The 14,498-nt window shown below is 53.6% G+C and carries 17 protein-coding genes; 6 read left to right on the top strand and 11 right to left on the bottom strand.

The genetic code is table 11. From position 1 onward, the window contains the following. Positions 1 to 129: 129 nt before the first annotated feature. The 6 genes from nanR to zapE all read right to left on the bottom strand — a co-directional run bounded on the left by nanR (position 130) and on the right by zapE (position 4,750). The gene (gene nanR, locus BV390_RS07540) at positions 130 to 921 is read right to left on the bottom strand and encodes a transcriptional regulator NanR (RefSeq protein WP_015585646.1); all 792 of its coding nucleotides are present in this window, start codon (positions 919 to 921) and stop codon (positions 130 to 132) included. Positions 922 to 1,041: 120 nt separating this feature from the next. Further along, positions 1,042 to 1,539 (bottom strand): ClpXP protease specificity-enhancing factor, encoded by a 498-nt coding sequence (sspB, locus tag BV390_RS07535; RefSeq protein ID WP_032690551.1) that lies wholly within the window; start codon positions 1,537 to 1,539, stop codon positions 1,042 to 1,044. A gap of 3 nt (positions 1,540 to 1,542) precedes the next feature. After that, on the bottom strand, positions 1,543 to 2,181 hold the full coding sequence (sspA, locus tag BV390_RS07530; protein WP_004868218.1) for a stringent starvation protein SspA: 639 nt from the start codon (positions 2,179 to 2,181) through the stop codon (positions 1,543 to 1,545). A 314-nt stretch (positions 2,182 to 2,495) separates the two neighbouring features. Then, a complete protein-coding gene (gene rpsI / locus BV390_RS07520) occupies positions 2,496 to 2,888 on the bottom strand; it encodes a 30S ribosomal protein S9 (RefSeq protein ID WP_003025138.1) in 393 nt (130 codons plus the stop codon). A gap of 15 nt (positions 2,889 to 2,903) precedes the next feature. Beyond that, on the bottom strand, positions 2,904 to 3,332 hold the full coding sequence (rplM, locus tag BV390_RS07515; protein WP_004868222.1) for a 50S ribosomal protein L13: 429 nt from the start codon (positions 3,330 to 3,332) through the stop codon (positions 2,904 to 2,906). A gap of 290 nt (positions 3,333 to 3,622) precedes the next feature. After that, positions 3,623 to 4,750, bottom strand: a complete 1,128-nt coding sequence (zapE, locus tag BV390_RS07505) for a cell division protein ZapE (protein ID WP_032690550.1) — start codon at positions 4,748 to 4,750, stop codon at positions 3,623 to 3,625. 190 nt (positions 4,751 to 4,940) lie between these two features. Here zapE and zapG point away from each other — a divergent pair, with 190 nt between their 5' ends. From zapG to degS, 3 genes are all read left to right on the top strand, one after another. Next, positions 4,941 to 5,339 (top strand): Z-ring associated protein ZapG, encoded by a 399-nt coding sequence (gene zapG / locus BV390_RS07500; RefSeq protein ID WP_004868227.1) that lies wholly within the window; start codon positions 4,941 to 4,943, stop codon positions 5,337 to 5,339. Positions 5,340 to 5,512: 173 nt separating this feature from the next. Beyond that, on the top strand, positions 5,513 to 6,880 hold the full coding sequence (gene degQ, locus BV390_RS07495) for a serine endoprotease DegQ (RefSeq protein WP_085396770.1): 1,368 nt from the start codon (positions 5,513 to 5,515) through the stop codon (positions 6,878 to 6,880). Positions 6,881 to 6,967: 87 nt separating this feature from the next. Then, positions 6,968 to 8,026, top strand: a complete 1,059-nt coding sequence (gene degS, locus BV390_RS07490) for an outer membrane-stress sensor serine endopeptidase DegS (protein WP_032690699.1) — start codon at positions 6,968 to 6,970, stop codon at positions 8,024 to 8,026. A 53-nt stretch (positions 8,027 to 8,079) separates the two neighbouring features. On the opposite strand, the gene mdh is transcribed toward degS, so the two are convergent. Continuing rightward, on the bottom strand, positions 8,080 to 9,018 hold the full coding sequence (mdh, locus tag BV390_RS07485; RefSeq protein ID WP_004868243.1) for a malate dehydrogenase: 939 nt from the start codon (positions 9,016 to 9,018) through the stop codon (positions 8,080 to 8,082). A 415-nt stretch (positions 9,019 to 9,433) separates the two neighbouring features. On the opposite strand from mdh, the gene argR reads away from it, so the two are divergent. The 3 genes from argR (at position 9,434) to yhcN-B (ending at position 10,890) form a co-directional block, all read left to right on the top strand. Beyond that, positions 9,434 to 9,904 carry a transcriptional regulator ArgR gene (gene argR / locus BV390_RS07480; RefSeq protein WP_004868245.1) on the top strand — a complete coding sequence of 157 codons (471 nt, stop codon included), beginning with the start codon at positions 9,434 to 9,436 and terminating at the stop codon, positions 9,902 to 9,904. Positions 9,905 to 10,257: 353 nt separating this feature from the next. Further along, the gene (gene yhcN, locus BV390_RS07475; RefSeq protein WP_004868247.1) at positions 10,258 to 10,521 is read left to right on the top strand and encodes a peroxide/acid stress response protein YhcN; all 264 of its coding nucleotides are present in this window, start codon (positions 10,258 to 10,260) and stop codon (positions 10,519 to 10,521) included. Between the two features lie 102 nt (positions 10,522 to 10,623). Beyond that, positions 10,624 to 10,890, top strand: coding sequence for a DUF1471 family stress response protein YhcN-B (gene yhcN-B, locus BV390_RS07470; protein WP_004868249.1), 267 nt, complete (start codon positions 10,624 to 10,626; stop codon positions 10,888 to 10,890). A gap of 49 nt (positions 10,891 to 10,939) precedes the next feature. Here the strand turns inward: yhcN-B and BV390_RS07465 are convergent, their stop codons facing one another. From BV390_RS07465 to aaeX, 4 genes are all read right to left on the bottom strand, one after another. Further along, positions 10,940 to 11,215, bottom strand: a complete 276-nt coding sequence (locus BV390_RS07465; RefSeq protein ID WP_032690548.1) for a barstar family protein — start codon at positions 11,213 to 11,215, stop codon at positions 10,940 to 10,942. 162 nt (positions 11,216 to 11,377) lie between these two features. Beyond that, positions 11,378 to 13,345 carry a p-hydroxybenzoic acid efflux pump subunit AaeB gene (aaeB, locus tag BV390_RS07460; RefSeq protein WP_046853409.1) on the bottom strand — a complete coding sequence of 656 codons (1,968 nt, stop codon included), beginning with the start codon at positions 13,343 to 13,345 and terminating at the stop codon, positions 11,378 to 11,380. A gap of 5 nt (positions 13,346 to 13,350) precedes the next feature. Then, positions 13,351 to 14,283, bottom strand: coding sequence for a p-hydroxybenzoic acid efflux pump subunit AaeA (gene aaeA / locus BV390_RS07455; protein WP_032690546.1), 933 nt, complete (start codon positions 14,281 to 14,283; stop codon positions 13,351 to 13,353). A 7-nt stretch (positions 14,284 to 14,290) separates the two neighbouring features. Further along, positions 14,291 to 14,494 carry a p-hydroxybenzoic acid efflux pump operon protein AaeX gene (aaeX, locus tag BV390_RS07450; RefSeq protein ID WP_004868260.1) on the bottom strand — a complete coding sequence of 68 codons (204 nt, stop codon included), beginning with the start codon at positions 14,492 to 14,494 and terminating at the stop codon, positions 14,291 to 14,293. Positions 14,495 to 14,498: the final 4 nt, after the last annotated feature.

Genomic DNA, 14,498 nt, shown 5'->3' with positions numbered 1-14,498 from the left:
TATGCTATTTGTTATGATTAACTGTGTACCTTTATACCTGTTATACCAGACGAGTTGCGCGAAGACCTCATAGGGAACGCTTATTATGCGATCGGCTTCACTAAACGAGGATCCAGACGATCGGTCTTGTTACTTACGTGATTGTTTTTTCTGGCCGAAGGCGTGCCAGGTGGCGGAAACGCTATTGAGGTGGGTCTGCAGGGCGCGATCGGCCTCATCAGGATCATGGCGGCGGATCGCATCAACGATGTCGATATGTTGTTGATAGCTTACGTTATTATGTTCGTGAAGCTCGTGCTCCGGGACGGTAGGGCGTGCGGCGATGAGCCAGTCCAGCAGGGCGACATGGATAGCCAGGAAGATAGGATTACCGGGAATTTCCGCCAGCACGCGGTGAAATTCAACGTCTGAACGGATAAACAGCGCGTTATCATCCAGCGACTGACTGTTGATCTTCAGCGCCTGCTCCAGCTTTGCAACCTGCTCGTCGCTGGCGTGCTCCGCTGCATAGCGGACCAGGCTGGACTCGAAAAACAGACGCAGCTGTTCAAAATGCGCGATCCCACCGGGGTGAGAGAGAAAATCCTTCGCCATCCCCGAAAGTTCGCCAATGATGGTGTCGGCAGAAGGCCGGGAGACGCGGGCGCGTTCACCGTTGTTAATCTGCACCAGTCCTTTACGCTTTAACGCGGCCAGAGCTTCGCGCACAGAAGGTCGCCCGACGTTGAAAAAAGTCATCAGCTCACGTTCAGAAGGTAGCTGCTCGCCTTCGGCAAACTCACGGCGGCGAATCATATTCTCGAGCTCTTCTTCTACCATCTCCGACAGCTTTTTGCGCGCCAGAGGGCGGCGGTGCAGGCTGTTACCGATGGGGGTGGATGCTTCTTCTGTCTGGGGATCAAATGCGCTCATAGGGACCATGTGTGATGTGTGACAGCAAGTGACGACCGAACCATCTTAACACAAGAATGCCATGCTGGCGGCGTAGATAACAGAACAGGCCCCGAAGGGCCTGCAATATGAAATCCACGACCTGCTGGATTATTTCACGACGCGCAGCGCCGGACGCCCACCGCGCGGCGGCGGCGGCGTATCATCCGGGTCATCATCATGATGATCCGGCTTATCGCCGTCGATCACCGACATGACCGTCTCGCTTTCATTGCTTACCGATGCATCGTCATCATTCAGAGTGCTGACCTCTTCATCGTAAGCCGCTTCAGGCTCGAACATGGTACCCGCGCCGTTTTCACGAGCATAGATAGCCAGTACGGCAGCCATAGGCACGGAAACGTTACGCGGGACACCGCCGAAGCGCGCGTTGAAGCGTACTTCGTCATTAGCCAGTTCCAGATTACCCACGGCGCGCGGAGCAATATTCAGAACGATTTGCCCGTCGCGCGCATACTCCATCGGAACCTGTACGTTTGGCAGTGTCACATCCACAACCAGGTGTGGAGTCAGCTGGTTATCCAGCAGCCACTCATAGAACGCCCGCAGTAGGTACGGGCGACGCGGCGTTAGCTGCGATACATCCATCGGTTAGCCCCGACCGAGACGCATTTCACGCTCGGCTTCAGTTAAAGAAGCGAGGAAGGAATCACGTTCAAAGACGCGAGTCATATAGCCCTTGAGCTCTTTCGCGCCGGCACCAATAACTTCAACACCGAGAACCGGCAAACGCCACAGCAGCGGCGCCAGATAGCAATCAACCAGGCTGAACTCATCGCTCAGGAAGTAAGGTTTCTGAGTGAAGACAGGCGCGATCGCCTGCAGCTCTTCACGCAGCTGTTTACGTGCGGTATCCGCTTGCGCGGCGGTACCGGTCTGAATGGTGTTCATCAACGAATACCAGTCTTTCTCGATACGCTGCATGTACAGACGACTTTCTCCACGCGCTACCGGATAGACCGGCATTAACGGTGGATGCGGGAAACGCTCATCCAGATATTCCATAATGATGCGGGATTCCCACAGAGTGAGCTCACGATCCACCAGCGTAGGTACGCTTTGATTCGGGTTGAGGTCAATCAGATCCTGAGGTGGGTTGTCCTTCTCCACGTGCTCTATCTCAAAACTAACACCTTTTTCTGCCAGCACGATGCGGACTTGGTGGCTATAGATGTCAGTAGGACCAGAAAACAGCGTCATTACCGAACGTTTGTTGGCAGCGACAGCCATGAAAACCTCCAGGTATATTCAGAATTTTTGTACTGCTACCAGCCACGCGTGGCCAGCCAGATGTAAAAACCCCATTCGCGTGAAGTCATTATTGTTTATGCCTAAAAAACAAAAAATGAACAATCACCAGCATTTGGGCAGAAAATTGGATGATAGTTTACCAGATCTTGAAGGCATTGTGGTGAGGGGATTCTGGAAATGCTGAAAAAGTGGTAAAAACAGGCGATTTCCTTGTGGATAACCGCAGGTTTATGCATAAAAAAACCCGCCGAAGCGGGTTTTTTCGCAAATTGTTCTGCATAAGCAGAAAACAATTAACGTTTGGAGAACTGAGGACGACGACGTGCTTTACGCAGACCGACTTTCTTACGTTCAACCTGACGAGCATCACGGGTAACGAAGCCAGCTTTACGCAGTTCGCCACGCAGGGACTCATCATACTCCATCAGAGCGCGGGTGATACCGTGACGGATCGCACCAGCCTGACCAGAGATACCACCACCTTTAACGGTGATGTACAGATCCAGTTTCTCAACCATGTCGACCAGTTCCAGCGGCTGACGAACTACCATGCGGGCAGTTTCACGACCGAAGTACTGTTCCAGAGAACGCTGGTTGATAACGATTTTGCCGCTGCCTGGTTTGATGAAAACGCGAGCTGCGGAACTTTTGCGGCGACCAGTGCCGTAATATTGATTTTCAGCCATTGCCTATAATCCCGATTAGATGTCAAGAACTTGCGGTTGCTGTGCCGCGTGGTTGTGCTCGTTACCCGCGTAAACTTTCAGTTTACGGTACATAGCACGACCCAGCGGGCCTTTTGGCAACATGCCTTTAACCGCGATTTCAATCACACGCTCAGGACGGCGAGCAATCATCTCTTCAAAGGTCGCTTCTTTGATACCACCGATGTGGCCGGTGTGATGGTAATACATTTTGTCTTCACGCTTGTTGCCGGTTACAGCAACTTTTTCTGCGTTCAGAACGATGATGTAATCACCAGTATCGACGTGCGGAGTGTATTCCGCTTTGTGCTTACCGCGCAGGCGACGAGCCAGTTCAGAAGCCAGACGGCCCAGAGTTTTACCGGTCGCGTCAACAACATACCAGTCGCGCTTTACGGTTTCTGGTTTAGCTGTAAAAGTTTTCATTAAAAGCTTACCCAAATAATAAGTTACACGTTGGTGAACACCCAAACGTTTAGTCAGTTGAGGTTCACACGACATTGTCCAGCAAACCTACCCCTTCGAATAGCCTATGCCGGCACTATAGAAAGTTTTGGGAAAAAAACCTTCTTGTAACGTGGGGTCGCAAGATTATAGAGAAGTCGGGGCCAAAGATCGACCCCTTTATGTGATTTGAACCTGCTTTTTTCGACGGCGCGTTGCCGTGCGATATCCTTGTGCCCTGGCAACAGGATGCGCGGGGGAAAGCCCGCCAGTTAAGGCATATGCGGGCGTTTCAAATACTCTTCGCTTTGCATTTCCTGCAGGCGCGATAAGCAGCGCTGAAACTCAAACTTCAGTCGCTCTCCCTGATAAATGTCATACAGCGGCACCGCGGCGCTGACAACCAGCTTAACGTGCCGCTCGTAGAACTCATCCACCAGGGCGATAAACCGCCGGGCTTCGCTCTCCAGCTGCGTCGTCATCACCGGTACATCAAATAACATGACGGTATGGAACAGGCGCGAAAGCGCGATGTAATCGTGCTGGCTGCGCGCGTCCACGCACAATGTGGCAAACGAGGCCGCCAGCGTCTGGTTTTCGACGCCTAATGTCGGGAGTGGTCGATGGTTAATTTCCAGCGTCGGCGTCTGCTCGCGTTTCGCACCCGCTAATGCCAGCCATAGTTTATCCATCTGCTGCTGCGTCTGCGCATCGAGCGGCGACAGCCAAAGGTGGGCCTGCGTCAGCGTGCGCAGGCGGTAATCAATGCCCGCGTCCACATTCATAATGTCGCAATGCTGTTTAATCGCATCGATCGCGGGCAGGAAGCGGGCGCGCTGCAGGCCGTTGCGATAGAGCTCATCTGGCGGGATGTTCGAGGTGGCCACCAGCGTGATGCCACGTGCGAACAGGGCTTTCATCAGGCCGCCCAGCAGCATGGCGTCAGTAATATCGGAGACAAAAAACTCATCGAAACAGAGAACGTCGGTTTCCGCCTTGAAGCGGTCGGCGAGGATTTCCAGCGGGTCGCTGTGCCCCTGCAGGGCCACCAGCTCTTCATGGACGCGCAGCATGAAGCGATGGAAGTGCAGGCGCTGCTTACGATCGCCAGGCAGGCTATGATAAAAAAGGTCCATCAGCCAGGTTTTCCCTCGCCCGACGCCCCCCCACATATAGAGGCCACGTACGGCAGCCGTCTCGACGGCAGGTTCACGCTTACCCAGCAGCTTGCCGAATTTTGCCCGCAGGCCGCTGCTTTGCGGCGCCGGAACAGGTTTATTCTGCAGTTCATGATAGATAGTATCGAGGCGGCTTACCGCTTCTTGCTGGACGTCGTCAGGTTGATGGCTGCCCTCTTTGAGAGCTAAAAGGTAACGCGATGTTGGGGACAGGCTTTGCATGATCTAATTGTTATTCCTTGAAAACCGTAATGCTGAAGCTCACGATTGACGAAAAAAAGGCCGTTCTACACTACGCGATGATACGCCAGGATTCCACTTCTGTGGAATTAGCGGTTATAGTGGCACTATCGGGCGCAGGCGGAGAGCCTTACAGCCACCCTACGGAACCACAAAACAACGGGAGATGTACATGACCTGGGAATATGCGCTAATTGGGCTAGTTGTCGGTATCATCATCGGTGCCGTCGCCATGCGTTTTGGCAACCGCAAATTACGTCAACAACAGGCGCTGCAGTTCGAACTGGAAAAGAATAAAACAGAGCTTGAAGAGTATCGTGAAGAGCTGGTCAGTCATTTTGCCCGCAGCGCTGAACTGCTGGATAACATGGCCGATGATTATCGCCAGCTGTATCAGCACATGGCAAAAAGCTCCAGCAGTCTGCTGCCGGATACCATGGCGGACGCAAACCCGTTCCGCAATCGTCTGGCGGAATCAGAAGCCGGCAACGATCAGGCACCGGTCCAGATGCCGCGCGATTATTCTGAAGGCGCATCCGGCCTGCTGCGCGGTGGTGCAAAACGCGACTGATTTATCCCTGCCAGCAAAAATATTATCCGGGCGCACTCCCTGCGCCCGCCTCAACCCCACATCCCAGCTATTATTTAATCATTGACCGCATTGTTAGCCGGTTGAAAATTCAATAACATCAGGCCATTCGGGACGTTTTTCCATACACCTCAGGTTACGAGAGCCAGCAACTAATGAAGAAACAGACTTTGCTGTTGAGTGCGTTAGCGTTAAGCATCGGGTTATCGTTGTCGGTTTTACCTACGGCGACGGCATCGTTACCCACGCAGGTACCCGGTCAGGGGGCTTTGCCAAGCCTTGCGCCGATGCTGGAAAAAGTGCTGCCCGCGGTCGTGAGCGTCCAGGTTGAAGGGACCGCCGCCCCCACGCAAAACATGCCGGAAGAGTTGAAAAAGTTCTTTGGCGACAATGCGCCGCAGGAGCAGGCTCAGCCTTTTGAAGGCCTGGGCTCCGGGGTAATCATCGATGCCGCCAAAGGCTATGTATTAACTAATAATCACGTGATCAGCCAGGCACAGAAAATCAGTGTTCAGCTCAACGATGGGCGCGAATTTGATGCGAAGCTGGTCGGCAGCGACGATCAGAGCGATATCGCCCTGCTGCAATTACAAAACCCCAGCCATCTGACGCAAATCGCGATCGCCGATTCCGATAAACTTCGCGTTGGCGATTTCGCCGTGGCCGTCGGTAATCCATTTGGCCTCGGGCAGACCGCCACATCCGGCATTATTTCCGCACTCGGTCGCAGCGGTCTGAACCTTGAAGGGCTGGAGAACTTTATCCAGACCGATGCCTCTATTAACCGGGGTAATTCCGGCGGCGCGCTGCTGAACCTGAACGGCGAGTTGATTGGTATCAACACCGCGATTCTGGCGCCAGGCGGCGGCAGCGTCGGCATTGGCTTTGCCATTCCGAGTAATATGGCGCAAACCCTCGCTCAACAGCTGATCCAGTTTGGCGAAATCAAACGCGGCCTGCTGGGAATTAAGGGCATGGAAATGAGCGCGGATATTGCTAAAGCGATGAATATCGAAGCTCAGCGCGGGGCCTTCGTCAGCGAAGTCTTACCGAATTCAGGTTCGGCGAAAGCCGGGATTAAGTCCGGCGACGTGATTGTCAGCATGAACGGTAAACCGCTGAGCAGCTTTGCCGAGCTGCGTTCGCGAATTGCCACGACCGAGCCGGGCACCAAAGTGAAGCTGGGCCTGCTGCGCGACGGGAAACCGCTGGATGTCGAAGTCACTCTGGATAAGAGCACCTCGTCTACCGCCAGCGCCGATCTCATCATCCCTGCGCTTCAGGGGGCATCGCTGAGCGACGGTCAGATGAAAGACGGCACTAAAGGCGTCGCCGTCGACAATGTCGATAAAGGAAGCCCGGCGGCGCAGGTTGGCCTGCACAAGGACGATATTATTATCGGCCTGAACCGCGAGCGCGTGCGCTCTATTGCCGAACTACGTAAAGTGCTGGAGAGCAAGCCGGCGGTCATCGCCCTGAACGTCATTCGCGGTAACGAAAGCATCTATCTGCTGCTGCGATAACACGCATTTCCGGACATCGCCCGCAGTGCGATGTCCGGATAACTCGTGTTATGCTGCGCATGTCCATCCATCAACGATACCGGTATCATGCCTGGAAAGTTTTTACGTTCTGTACTCATTGGTTTGATCGTCGGAGGCCTGCTTCTGGCCGTAATGCCTTCGCTGCGTCAATGGCATCTGTCGACAACAACCCAGTACGATAGCGCGGACGAGTCGCCCGCCAGCTATAATTCTGCCGTTCGCCGCGCTGCCCCTGCGGTGGTCAACGTCTATAATCGCGCGCTGAACGGTACCAGCCATAATCAGCTGACTCTGGGCTCCGGCGTTATCATGGACCAACGTGGTTACATCCTGACCAACAAACACGTCATTAATGATGCGGATCAGATTATTGTCGCCCTGCAGGATGGTCGTGTTTTTGAAGCGTTACTGGTTGGCTCTGACACCCTGACTGACCTGGCGGTATTAAAAATTAACGCCAATGCCGGCCTGCCGGTCATCCCTATCAACCCGAAACGAGTGCCGCATATCGGCGATGTCGTCCTTGCGATTGGTAACCCTTACAACCTCGGTCAGACGATTACTCAAGGGATTATCAGCGCTACCGGTCGTATCGGCCTGAACCCTACCGGACGGCAAAATTTCCTGCAAACCGATGCATCAATCAACCACGGCAACTCCGGTGGCGCGCTGGTGAACTCGCTGGGCGAACTGATGGGTATCAACACGCTGTCATTTGATAAAAGTAATGATGGTGAAACGCCGGAAGGGATCGGCTTTGCGATTCCCTTCCAGCTGGCAACCAAGATCATGGATAAGCTGATCCGCGATGGCCGCGTGATCCGCGGTTATATCGGTATCAGCGGCCGCGAGATTGCGCCGCTGCATGCTCAGGGCGGCGGCATCGATCAGCTGCAGGGGATTGTGGTTAATGACGTTGCTCCGGATGGTCCGGCGGCTCAGGCCGGTATCCGCGCCAACGATGTGATCATTTCGGTGAATGACAAACCGGCGGTTTCCGCCCTCGAAACCATGGACCAGGTCGCGGAAATCCGCCCAGGCTCCGAAATTCCGGTGGTTATCATGCGCGATGACAAAAAAATCACTCTGCATATCGCCGTTCAGGAATATCCGGCGACCAACTGACCGACATAAAAAAACCGGAGCCGCGGCTCCAGTTTTTTTATCGCATCGCCATTTTATTTATTGACGAAATCTTCGCCCAGGGCGATATCTTTCTTCAGCGTATCGAGCATGCCTTCCAGCGCCTGTTGCTCAAAGGCGCTGAGCTTACCGAACGACTGACGCTCTTCGATGCCGTTTTTGCCCAGCAGTAACGGCTGTGAGAAGAAACGCGCGTACTGGCCATCGCCTTCAACATAAGCGCATTCGACCACGCCTTTCTCGCCCTGCATCGCACGCACTAAGGAAAGACCAAAGCGGGCGGCCGCCTGCCCCATAGAAAGCGTGGCAGAACCACCACCGGCTTTGGCTTCAACGACTTCGGTGCCGGCGTTCTGGATGCGTTTAGTCAGATCGGCAACTTCTTGCTCACTGAAGCTCACGCCAGCAATCTGCGACAATAACGGCAGGATGGTCACGCCGGAGTGGCCGCCAATAACCGGCACTTCAACGTCGGATGCGGATTTACCTTTCAGCTCAGCCACAAAGGTATTTGAACGGATGATGTCCAGCGTGGTAACGCCAAACAGTTTGTTCTTATCGTACACGCCCGCTTTTTTCAGCACCTCTGCCGCAATAGCCACCGTCGTGTTCACCGGGTTAGTAATGATACCGATGCAGGCTTGCGGGCAGGTTTTCGCTATCTGCTGTACCAGGTTCTTCACGATACCAGCGTTAACGTTAAATAAATCGGAGCGATCCATGCCTGGCTTACGGGCTACGCCAGCGGAAATCAGCACCACATCAGCCCCAACAAGCGCCGGAGTTGCGTCTTCACCGGAGAAACCTTTGATTTTTACATCGGTAGGGATATGGCTAAGATCAACCGCCACGCCCGGCGTGACCGGAGCAATGTCGTACAACGAGAGTTCTGAACCTGAAGGCAGTTGGGTCTTAAGTAGTAGGGCAAGCGCCTGGCCGATTCCACCAGCGGCGCCGAGGACTGCAACTTTCATCCTAAACTCCTTATTATGGTTAATATAGTCTTTCGTTACTCCGTCGCCTGGACCTTAATTCACAAGATGAACAATTACAATAAGTATGGTTGAAGAATGCGTTCTGGTGCGCAGCGATGCATCCGCTTCGCATTTTCATCCCTGAGACTGACCATCCAGCAAAACGTAGTACCGGATCGACTGTTGGTTACAATACACCCAGCTCACTCGGCAAAACAACATCATTCTCATAACATTTAGTTTACTTTTACAGCGATTTACGCGCTGTGATGAAGGCATGTTCCTTAGCAGGGTTATTTGCTAAAATATGCCCCCTTCATAACATTATTTACTTTATCCCCCTGCGGATTATTTGCATAAAAATTCATTACTATGCATAATGATGTTGTTTTTACCACCATAATTTGGGTGACTTATGCGAAGTTCGGCAAAACAAGAAGAACTGGTTAAAGCGTTTAAACTGCTGCTTAAAGAAGAAAAGTTCAGCTCTCAAGGTGAAATCGTCCAGGCGCTGCAGGAAGAAGGTTTCGATAATATCAACCAATCGAAAGTCTCCCGCATGTTGACAAAATTTGGCGCGGTTCGTACCCGTAACGCCAAAATGGAGATGGTCTATTGCCTGCCTGCCGAGCTTGGCGTTCCGACGACCTCCAGCCCGCTGAAAAACCTCGTGTTGGATATCGACTATAACGATGCCGTCGTGGTTATCCATACCAGCCCGGGCGCAGCGCAGCTGATTGCTCGCCTGCTGGACTCTCTCGGCAAAGCGGAAGGGATTCTCGGCAGCATTGCCGGGGATGACACCATCTTTACGACCCCGGCCAGAGGCTTCACCGTCAAAGATCTGTACGACGCCATTCTCGTTCTGTTTGAACAGGAACTCTGAGAGCCTCCCCTCTGGTTCCCACCAGAGGGTCTTTTCAAAAATATTGCATTTCTTTAACATTTAGTGTGGTTTTCGGCCTCTATACATACTTTTACCGAATGAACTCGCCGGAAGCGCACAAAATATCAAAACACCCTATCTATATGATTTTAATCGCTATATCAAACCTGAATGGCGAGTAAATGACATTTCTAATTCTTATATGTTATAAAAACGACAATTCTTTGTAATTATTTACTCATACAACCATTAGCAGGGTATTAATATTTTTGGTGATTAGTGTATACTTGATTTTGTGATGAGGGTCACGAAACGAAGAGCCCTCAATAATAAGATTCGACGAGGTGAACATCATGAAAATCAAAACAACTGTCGCTGCACTAAGCATCCTGTCTGTTCTGTCATTTGGCGCTTTCGCCGCTGACTCTATCAACAGCGATCAGGCACAAGGCCGTCAGTCAATCGGTACCATTTCCGTCGGCGCGGTGAGTTCTTCCCCGATGGATATGCATGAAATGCTGAACAAAAAAGCTCAGGAAGAAGGTGCATCTTCTTATCGCATCATCGAAGCCCGTACCGGTGACCACTGGCACGCTACGGCAGAGCTTTATAAATAAGACGTAATGATTGTCGGTTACAAACTCAATACGAATAATTTCCAGCGGCCCAGGCCCATATAAAGCCTCCCGCCGCTGCAACAAATGGTTGGAGTAAAGATTATGAAACGTTCAATGATCATCGCATCCCTGGGCCTGGCTTCCGTTCTCTCCTTCGGCGCGAGTGCCGCCGTACATCAGGTCAACGCGGAACAAGCTCAAAACCTGCAGTCGATGGGCACCATCTCTGTTTCTCAGGTAGGCAGCGCCCCGATGGATATGCGCCATGAACTGGCGGCTAAAGCCGAAAAAGAAGGCGCCAGCAGCTACCGTATTATTGAAGCCCGTACCGGCGATAGCTGGCACGCTACAGCTGAGTTGTACAAATAAACCCTCGTCGTCTTGTCCGACGACTTGCCCCCGCCCGTCGGGGGCTTTTTTATGCCTGCCTGGCGTTAAACCGTAGCTCCCCTTCCAGCTCTTCTTCCGCTTCATCAAACAGCAATATCAAGGCGCCAAAGCGCCGACGCTGCTTATCGCTTAAGTGAATAAACTCAATCTCCAGCGGCAGCGGCAGCAGACCGCCGGTTACGGCTTCCCACAGTGAGTCCAGATTGTTCACCTGCTCGCGGTTGAGCGAGAAGCTCTGTGAAAACTCACGATAGAAATCCTGCTGATCGGCTATATCATCAAAATCAAATGTATAGATAGTCATCGCCCACACCCTGTCAACATCGCGCTATTGCCACCCGCCAATACTGCCCATACTTGCACGCGCCGGGGTTTCTTTCCCTGCTTCCCTGAACGAAACGCGAATATCCCCGACGATTAAGTATAGTGATAAAAAAACCGACGCTTCAGCGTCGGTTTCAGGGAGTTAGTGATTGGTGAAGGCGTACTGGTATTTTCGCAACATCTCCACCAGCCGCCGGACCGGTTCGGTCACCTGCGGCGATGCCTCCCAGGCCTGCAGTTTTTCCTGATAAACGTCCAGCTCTTCAAGCAGACGGGCGAAATAGCGACGCCGCTTATCATCGTTGCTGGCGGATATCATATGGTCCGCGGTGCGTCGCAGCTGGCGATGGAATGCCGAGAGATCTTCGTTGACCGGTACCGGCGCGTCCCGCAAACGTTGATGGGCAATAATCAGCGTCAATGCGAGGCGGAAACGGGCAATGTCATCGGGAAACTTATTCAACAGTAAGAACAGCTGCTGATAAAGCGCGGGAAGATGGTTCTCTTTGCGACGAGCGGTGTTGGTGGTCAGCGATGAGACCGCCGCCGAAACAAACTGATTCAGCAGCACGCGCCCGGTACGCTCCCGAGAGTTATCCCGCACCAGCAGAATCACCATCAGCGCCAGGAAACAGCCGACGATTTGTCCCAGCGCACTATCGAGAAACTGGCTGAACTGAAACTGCATTGGGTTGTCCAGCACCAGAATATTGATGGTGCCTGCCAACGCCCCCATCGATCCCAGCCGGCGCTTCTGGACTTCAATCCCAATGAAGAATGCCATCACCGCCAGGCTGATGCACAGCAACAGCATGCTTTGCTGCGTCGCGGGCATAATCACGAGGAAAAACAGCGCCCCCAGTGGCAGGGCTACCAGCATCCCGTAGAGGAAATCGAGCGCCACCATCCGCGGGTTCGGTAGGCGCATCGCCAGCGCGGTCACCACGGCGATCATCACCATCGCCCCGCTGCCGGAGGTCCAGCCGGTCCACAGCCAGAACAACGTACCGAGGATGCAGGAGATGGAGGTGCGCCAGAAGTTGACCATCGCATGATGACGCTCGGCGGACCCTGCTTTGATCACCACTTCATCCTGCAGCACTTCATCTTCAATCCGGCTGATTTTGGTATTGCCGACCACGCCGCGTTTCAACAGCAGATAGCGCGTCGCCGCCCCCACCCAGCTGTAGATCGTCACCGGCGTGTTGTGCTCCCCTTTCCAGGTCAGAAAGCGGCGCATTCTCTTCAGCTGTCGGTGGACGTCCTGCACGGTTTCAACCGGCTCGGCAAACAGCTCGCGATAATCATCGGTCACCATTTCCGGGCGTGAATTCTGGATTAAATAGGTTTCACAGGCCTGAGTAATCAGCGTCAGGGAGATGGTGTTAATGGCCTTCAGGCGGCGGTTAACCTTTGCCCACCGCGACGACTCCATAATCAGGTTGCCGCGCATGCCTTCCAGGGCGTTAGTCCGGCGTACCAGCGCCCCCCATGCTTTGTCGACCACCTCGCTGTCGCCATGCGCCACACAAAGTTGCATCAGGCGGTACTGTTCTACCAGCAGGTTATCCAGTTCAAGATCGATCTCTTTCTTAATCGAGCGCGGGGAAAATAGCAGATCCGCCATGATGGCGCTGACAATCCCCACCACAATCTCGCTGCAACGCTCAACGGCAAACTGCGGCGCCAGCATCGGATCGGTATGAATGGTGATAATAATGATCAGCGCGGTATAGCCTGCCAGCCCCCACGCGTAGGAGTTTTCGACGCGAACCAGCGAGGAGATCCAGGTGCAGAAACCCGCCCACAGACAGCACACCAGCATCATCAGCAGCGGCGCGCGAATCATCAGAATGATTATCGCCAGCGCGGCAATACAGCCGATAAACGTCCCGACGATACGCAGCATCCCGCGATAGCGAATGGCGCCAGAATAGGGTTCTCCCCCGGCGGCGAATGCCGGACCGGCGGCAACAATAGCCGCCGTCAGCACCGCCCAGCGCGGGGTTTCCAGTTGAAAGTGGAAGCCGACGAATAACGCCAGCACCACCGCACACGCTAATTTAATGGCGAAGCGAAGGTGCCGGGGAGCAATGGTGAAGATCCCCATGGCGATTAACCAAACTCACGCAGGCGCATCGCCAGTTTCTGGAAGAAGTTCACCTGGGTCGTATCGCGGTCTTCTTTACCGGTAATCACCACCGTCGCGGTTGTCCCCGCTGGCCACAGATTGCCCTGCTGCTTATCGAGTCGAATACGGACCGGCACACGCTGCGCCAGGCGAACCCACTCAAGGTTAGAATCCACGGAAGCCATCCCTTTAGCGTCGCTGCTGCTGCTGGCGTTGGTCACCCCGGCGGCAATGCTGTCCACCGTACCTTTAATCGAGCGGCTGCTTCCCAGCGGGGTGATTTCCGCACGGTAGCCCTGACGAACCCCTTCCAGTTTGGTCTCTTCGAGGTAGGCCACCACGTAAAAGGTGTCTTGCTTAACCAGCGCCACGGCTGTCGAGCCACGGGTAATAAATTCGCCGCTGTATACGTTGAGGTTGGTCACCCAGCCATCGGCCGGCGCGCGGATAACCGTGCGTTCAAGATCGAGCTTCGCCAGATCGCGGGTTGCCATCGCTTTTGCCAGCTGATGCTCCACCGTTTGTAAGACGTTGTTGGCCTGGTCTATTTCCTCACGGGACATCGCCTGTATGCCAAGCCGGTTACGACGCCCGGCCTCGGTACGCTTTTCCTGCGCCAGGGTCTGGTAGTAAGCGACATCGGCCTGAGCTTCTTCGAGGGCTTTCTGATAACGCGGCTGATCGATCACGAACAAAACCTGGTCTTTCTTAACCAGCTGGTTATCCTTGACGTTGACCTGCGTAATCAGTCCTGACACATCCGGCGCGATCGCCACGATATCGGCGCTAAAGCGTGCGTCACGCGTCCAGGGCGATGCGGTGTAATAGACCCATGCGCGAAAAATCGCGACAAATGCGAGGATAACCAGTATCACAGTGATTGCGGTACGGAAGATATTTCTTGTTAGTGTTTTCACATCGACCTCAAACGAACAAACGCGATATCAGATAAAAAAGGCAGCAATATAACGCGGTATTAAACAGTGCAGGGTGCCAGACAAAATCATAGATGCCGGTAGGAACCAGCAGCCGATGTACCAACCAGAAAATGGCCAGCGATATTAGCAACTCAAAGAAGATCGGCGGAAATGACAAGCCGAAAATCACGATGACAGGAAACAGACTCATGATG

Source organism: Klebsiella sp. YJ (genome assembly GCF_002108615.1).
Classification (GTDB): Bacteria; Pseudomonadota; Gammaproteobacteria; order Enterobacterales; family Enterobacteriaceae; genus Klebsiella; species Klebsiella planticola.
This window is presented reverse-complemented; position numbering and strand designations above follow the sequence as displayed.

Bases quoted from the DNA above. Each gene is read 5' to 3' on its own strand.
- degQ (WP_085396770.1), top strand. From the start codon at position 5,513: ATGAAGAAACAGACTTTGCTGTTGAGTGCGTTAGCGTTAAGCATCGGG.
- yhcN (WP_004868247.1), top strand. From the start codon at position 10,258: ATGAAAATCAAAACAACTGTCGCTGCACTAAGCATCCTGTCTGTTCTG.
- yhcN-B (WP_004868249.1), top strand. From the start codon at position 10,624: ATGAAACGTTCAATGATCATCGCATCCCTGGGCCTGGCTTCCGTTCTC.
- BV390_RS07465 (WP_032690548.1), bottom strand. From the start codon at position 11,215: ATGACTATCTATACATTTGATTTTGATGATATAGCCGATCAGCAGGAT.
- aaeX (WP_004868260.1), bottom strand. From the start codon at position 14,494: ATGAGTCTGTTTCCTGTCATCGTGATTTTCGGCTTGTCATTTCCGCCG.
- rplM (WP_004868222.1), bottom strand. From the start codon at position 3,332: ATGAAAACTTTTACAGCTAAACCAGAAACCGTAAAGCGCGACTGGTAT.
- rpsI (WP_003025138.1), bottom strand. From the start codon at position 2,888: ATGGCTGAAAATCAATATTACGGCACTGGTCGCCGCAAAAGTTCCGCA.
- nanR (WP_015585646.1), bottom strand. From the start codon at position 921: ATGGTCCCTATGAGCGCATTTGATCCCCAGACAGAAGAAGCATCCACC.
- zapE (WP_032690550.1), bottom strand. From the start codon at position 4,750: ATGCAAAGCCTGTCCCCAACATCGCGTTACCTTTTAGCTCTCAAAGAG.
- sspB (WP_032690551.1), bottom strand. From the start codon at position 1,539: ATGGATGTATCGCAGCTAACGCCGCGTCGCCCGTACCTACTGCGGGCG.
- argR (WP_004868245.1), top strand. From the start codon at position 9,434: ATGCGAAGTTCGGCAAAACAAGAAGAACTGGTTAAAGCGTTTAAACTG.
- sspA (WP_004868218.1), bottom strand. From the start codon at position 2,181: ATGGCTGTCGCTGCCAACAAACGTTCGGTAATGACGCTGTTTTCTGGT.
- mdh (WP_004868243.1), bottom strand. From the start codon at position 9,018: ATGAAAGTTGCAGTCCTCGGCGCCGCTGGTGGAATCGGCCAGGCGCTT.
- aaeB (WP_046853409.1), bottom strand. From the start codon at position 13,345: ATGGGGATCTTCACCATTGCTCCCCGGCACCTTCGCTTCGCCATTAAA.
- zapG (WP_004868227.1), top strand. From the start codon at position 4,941: ATGACCTGGGAATATGCGCTAATTGGGCTAGTTGTCGGTATCATCATC.
- degS (WP_032690699.1), top strand. From the start codon at position 6,968: ATGCCTGGAAAGTTTTTACGTTCTGTACTCATTGGTTTGATCGTCGGA.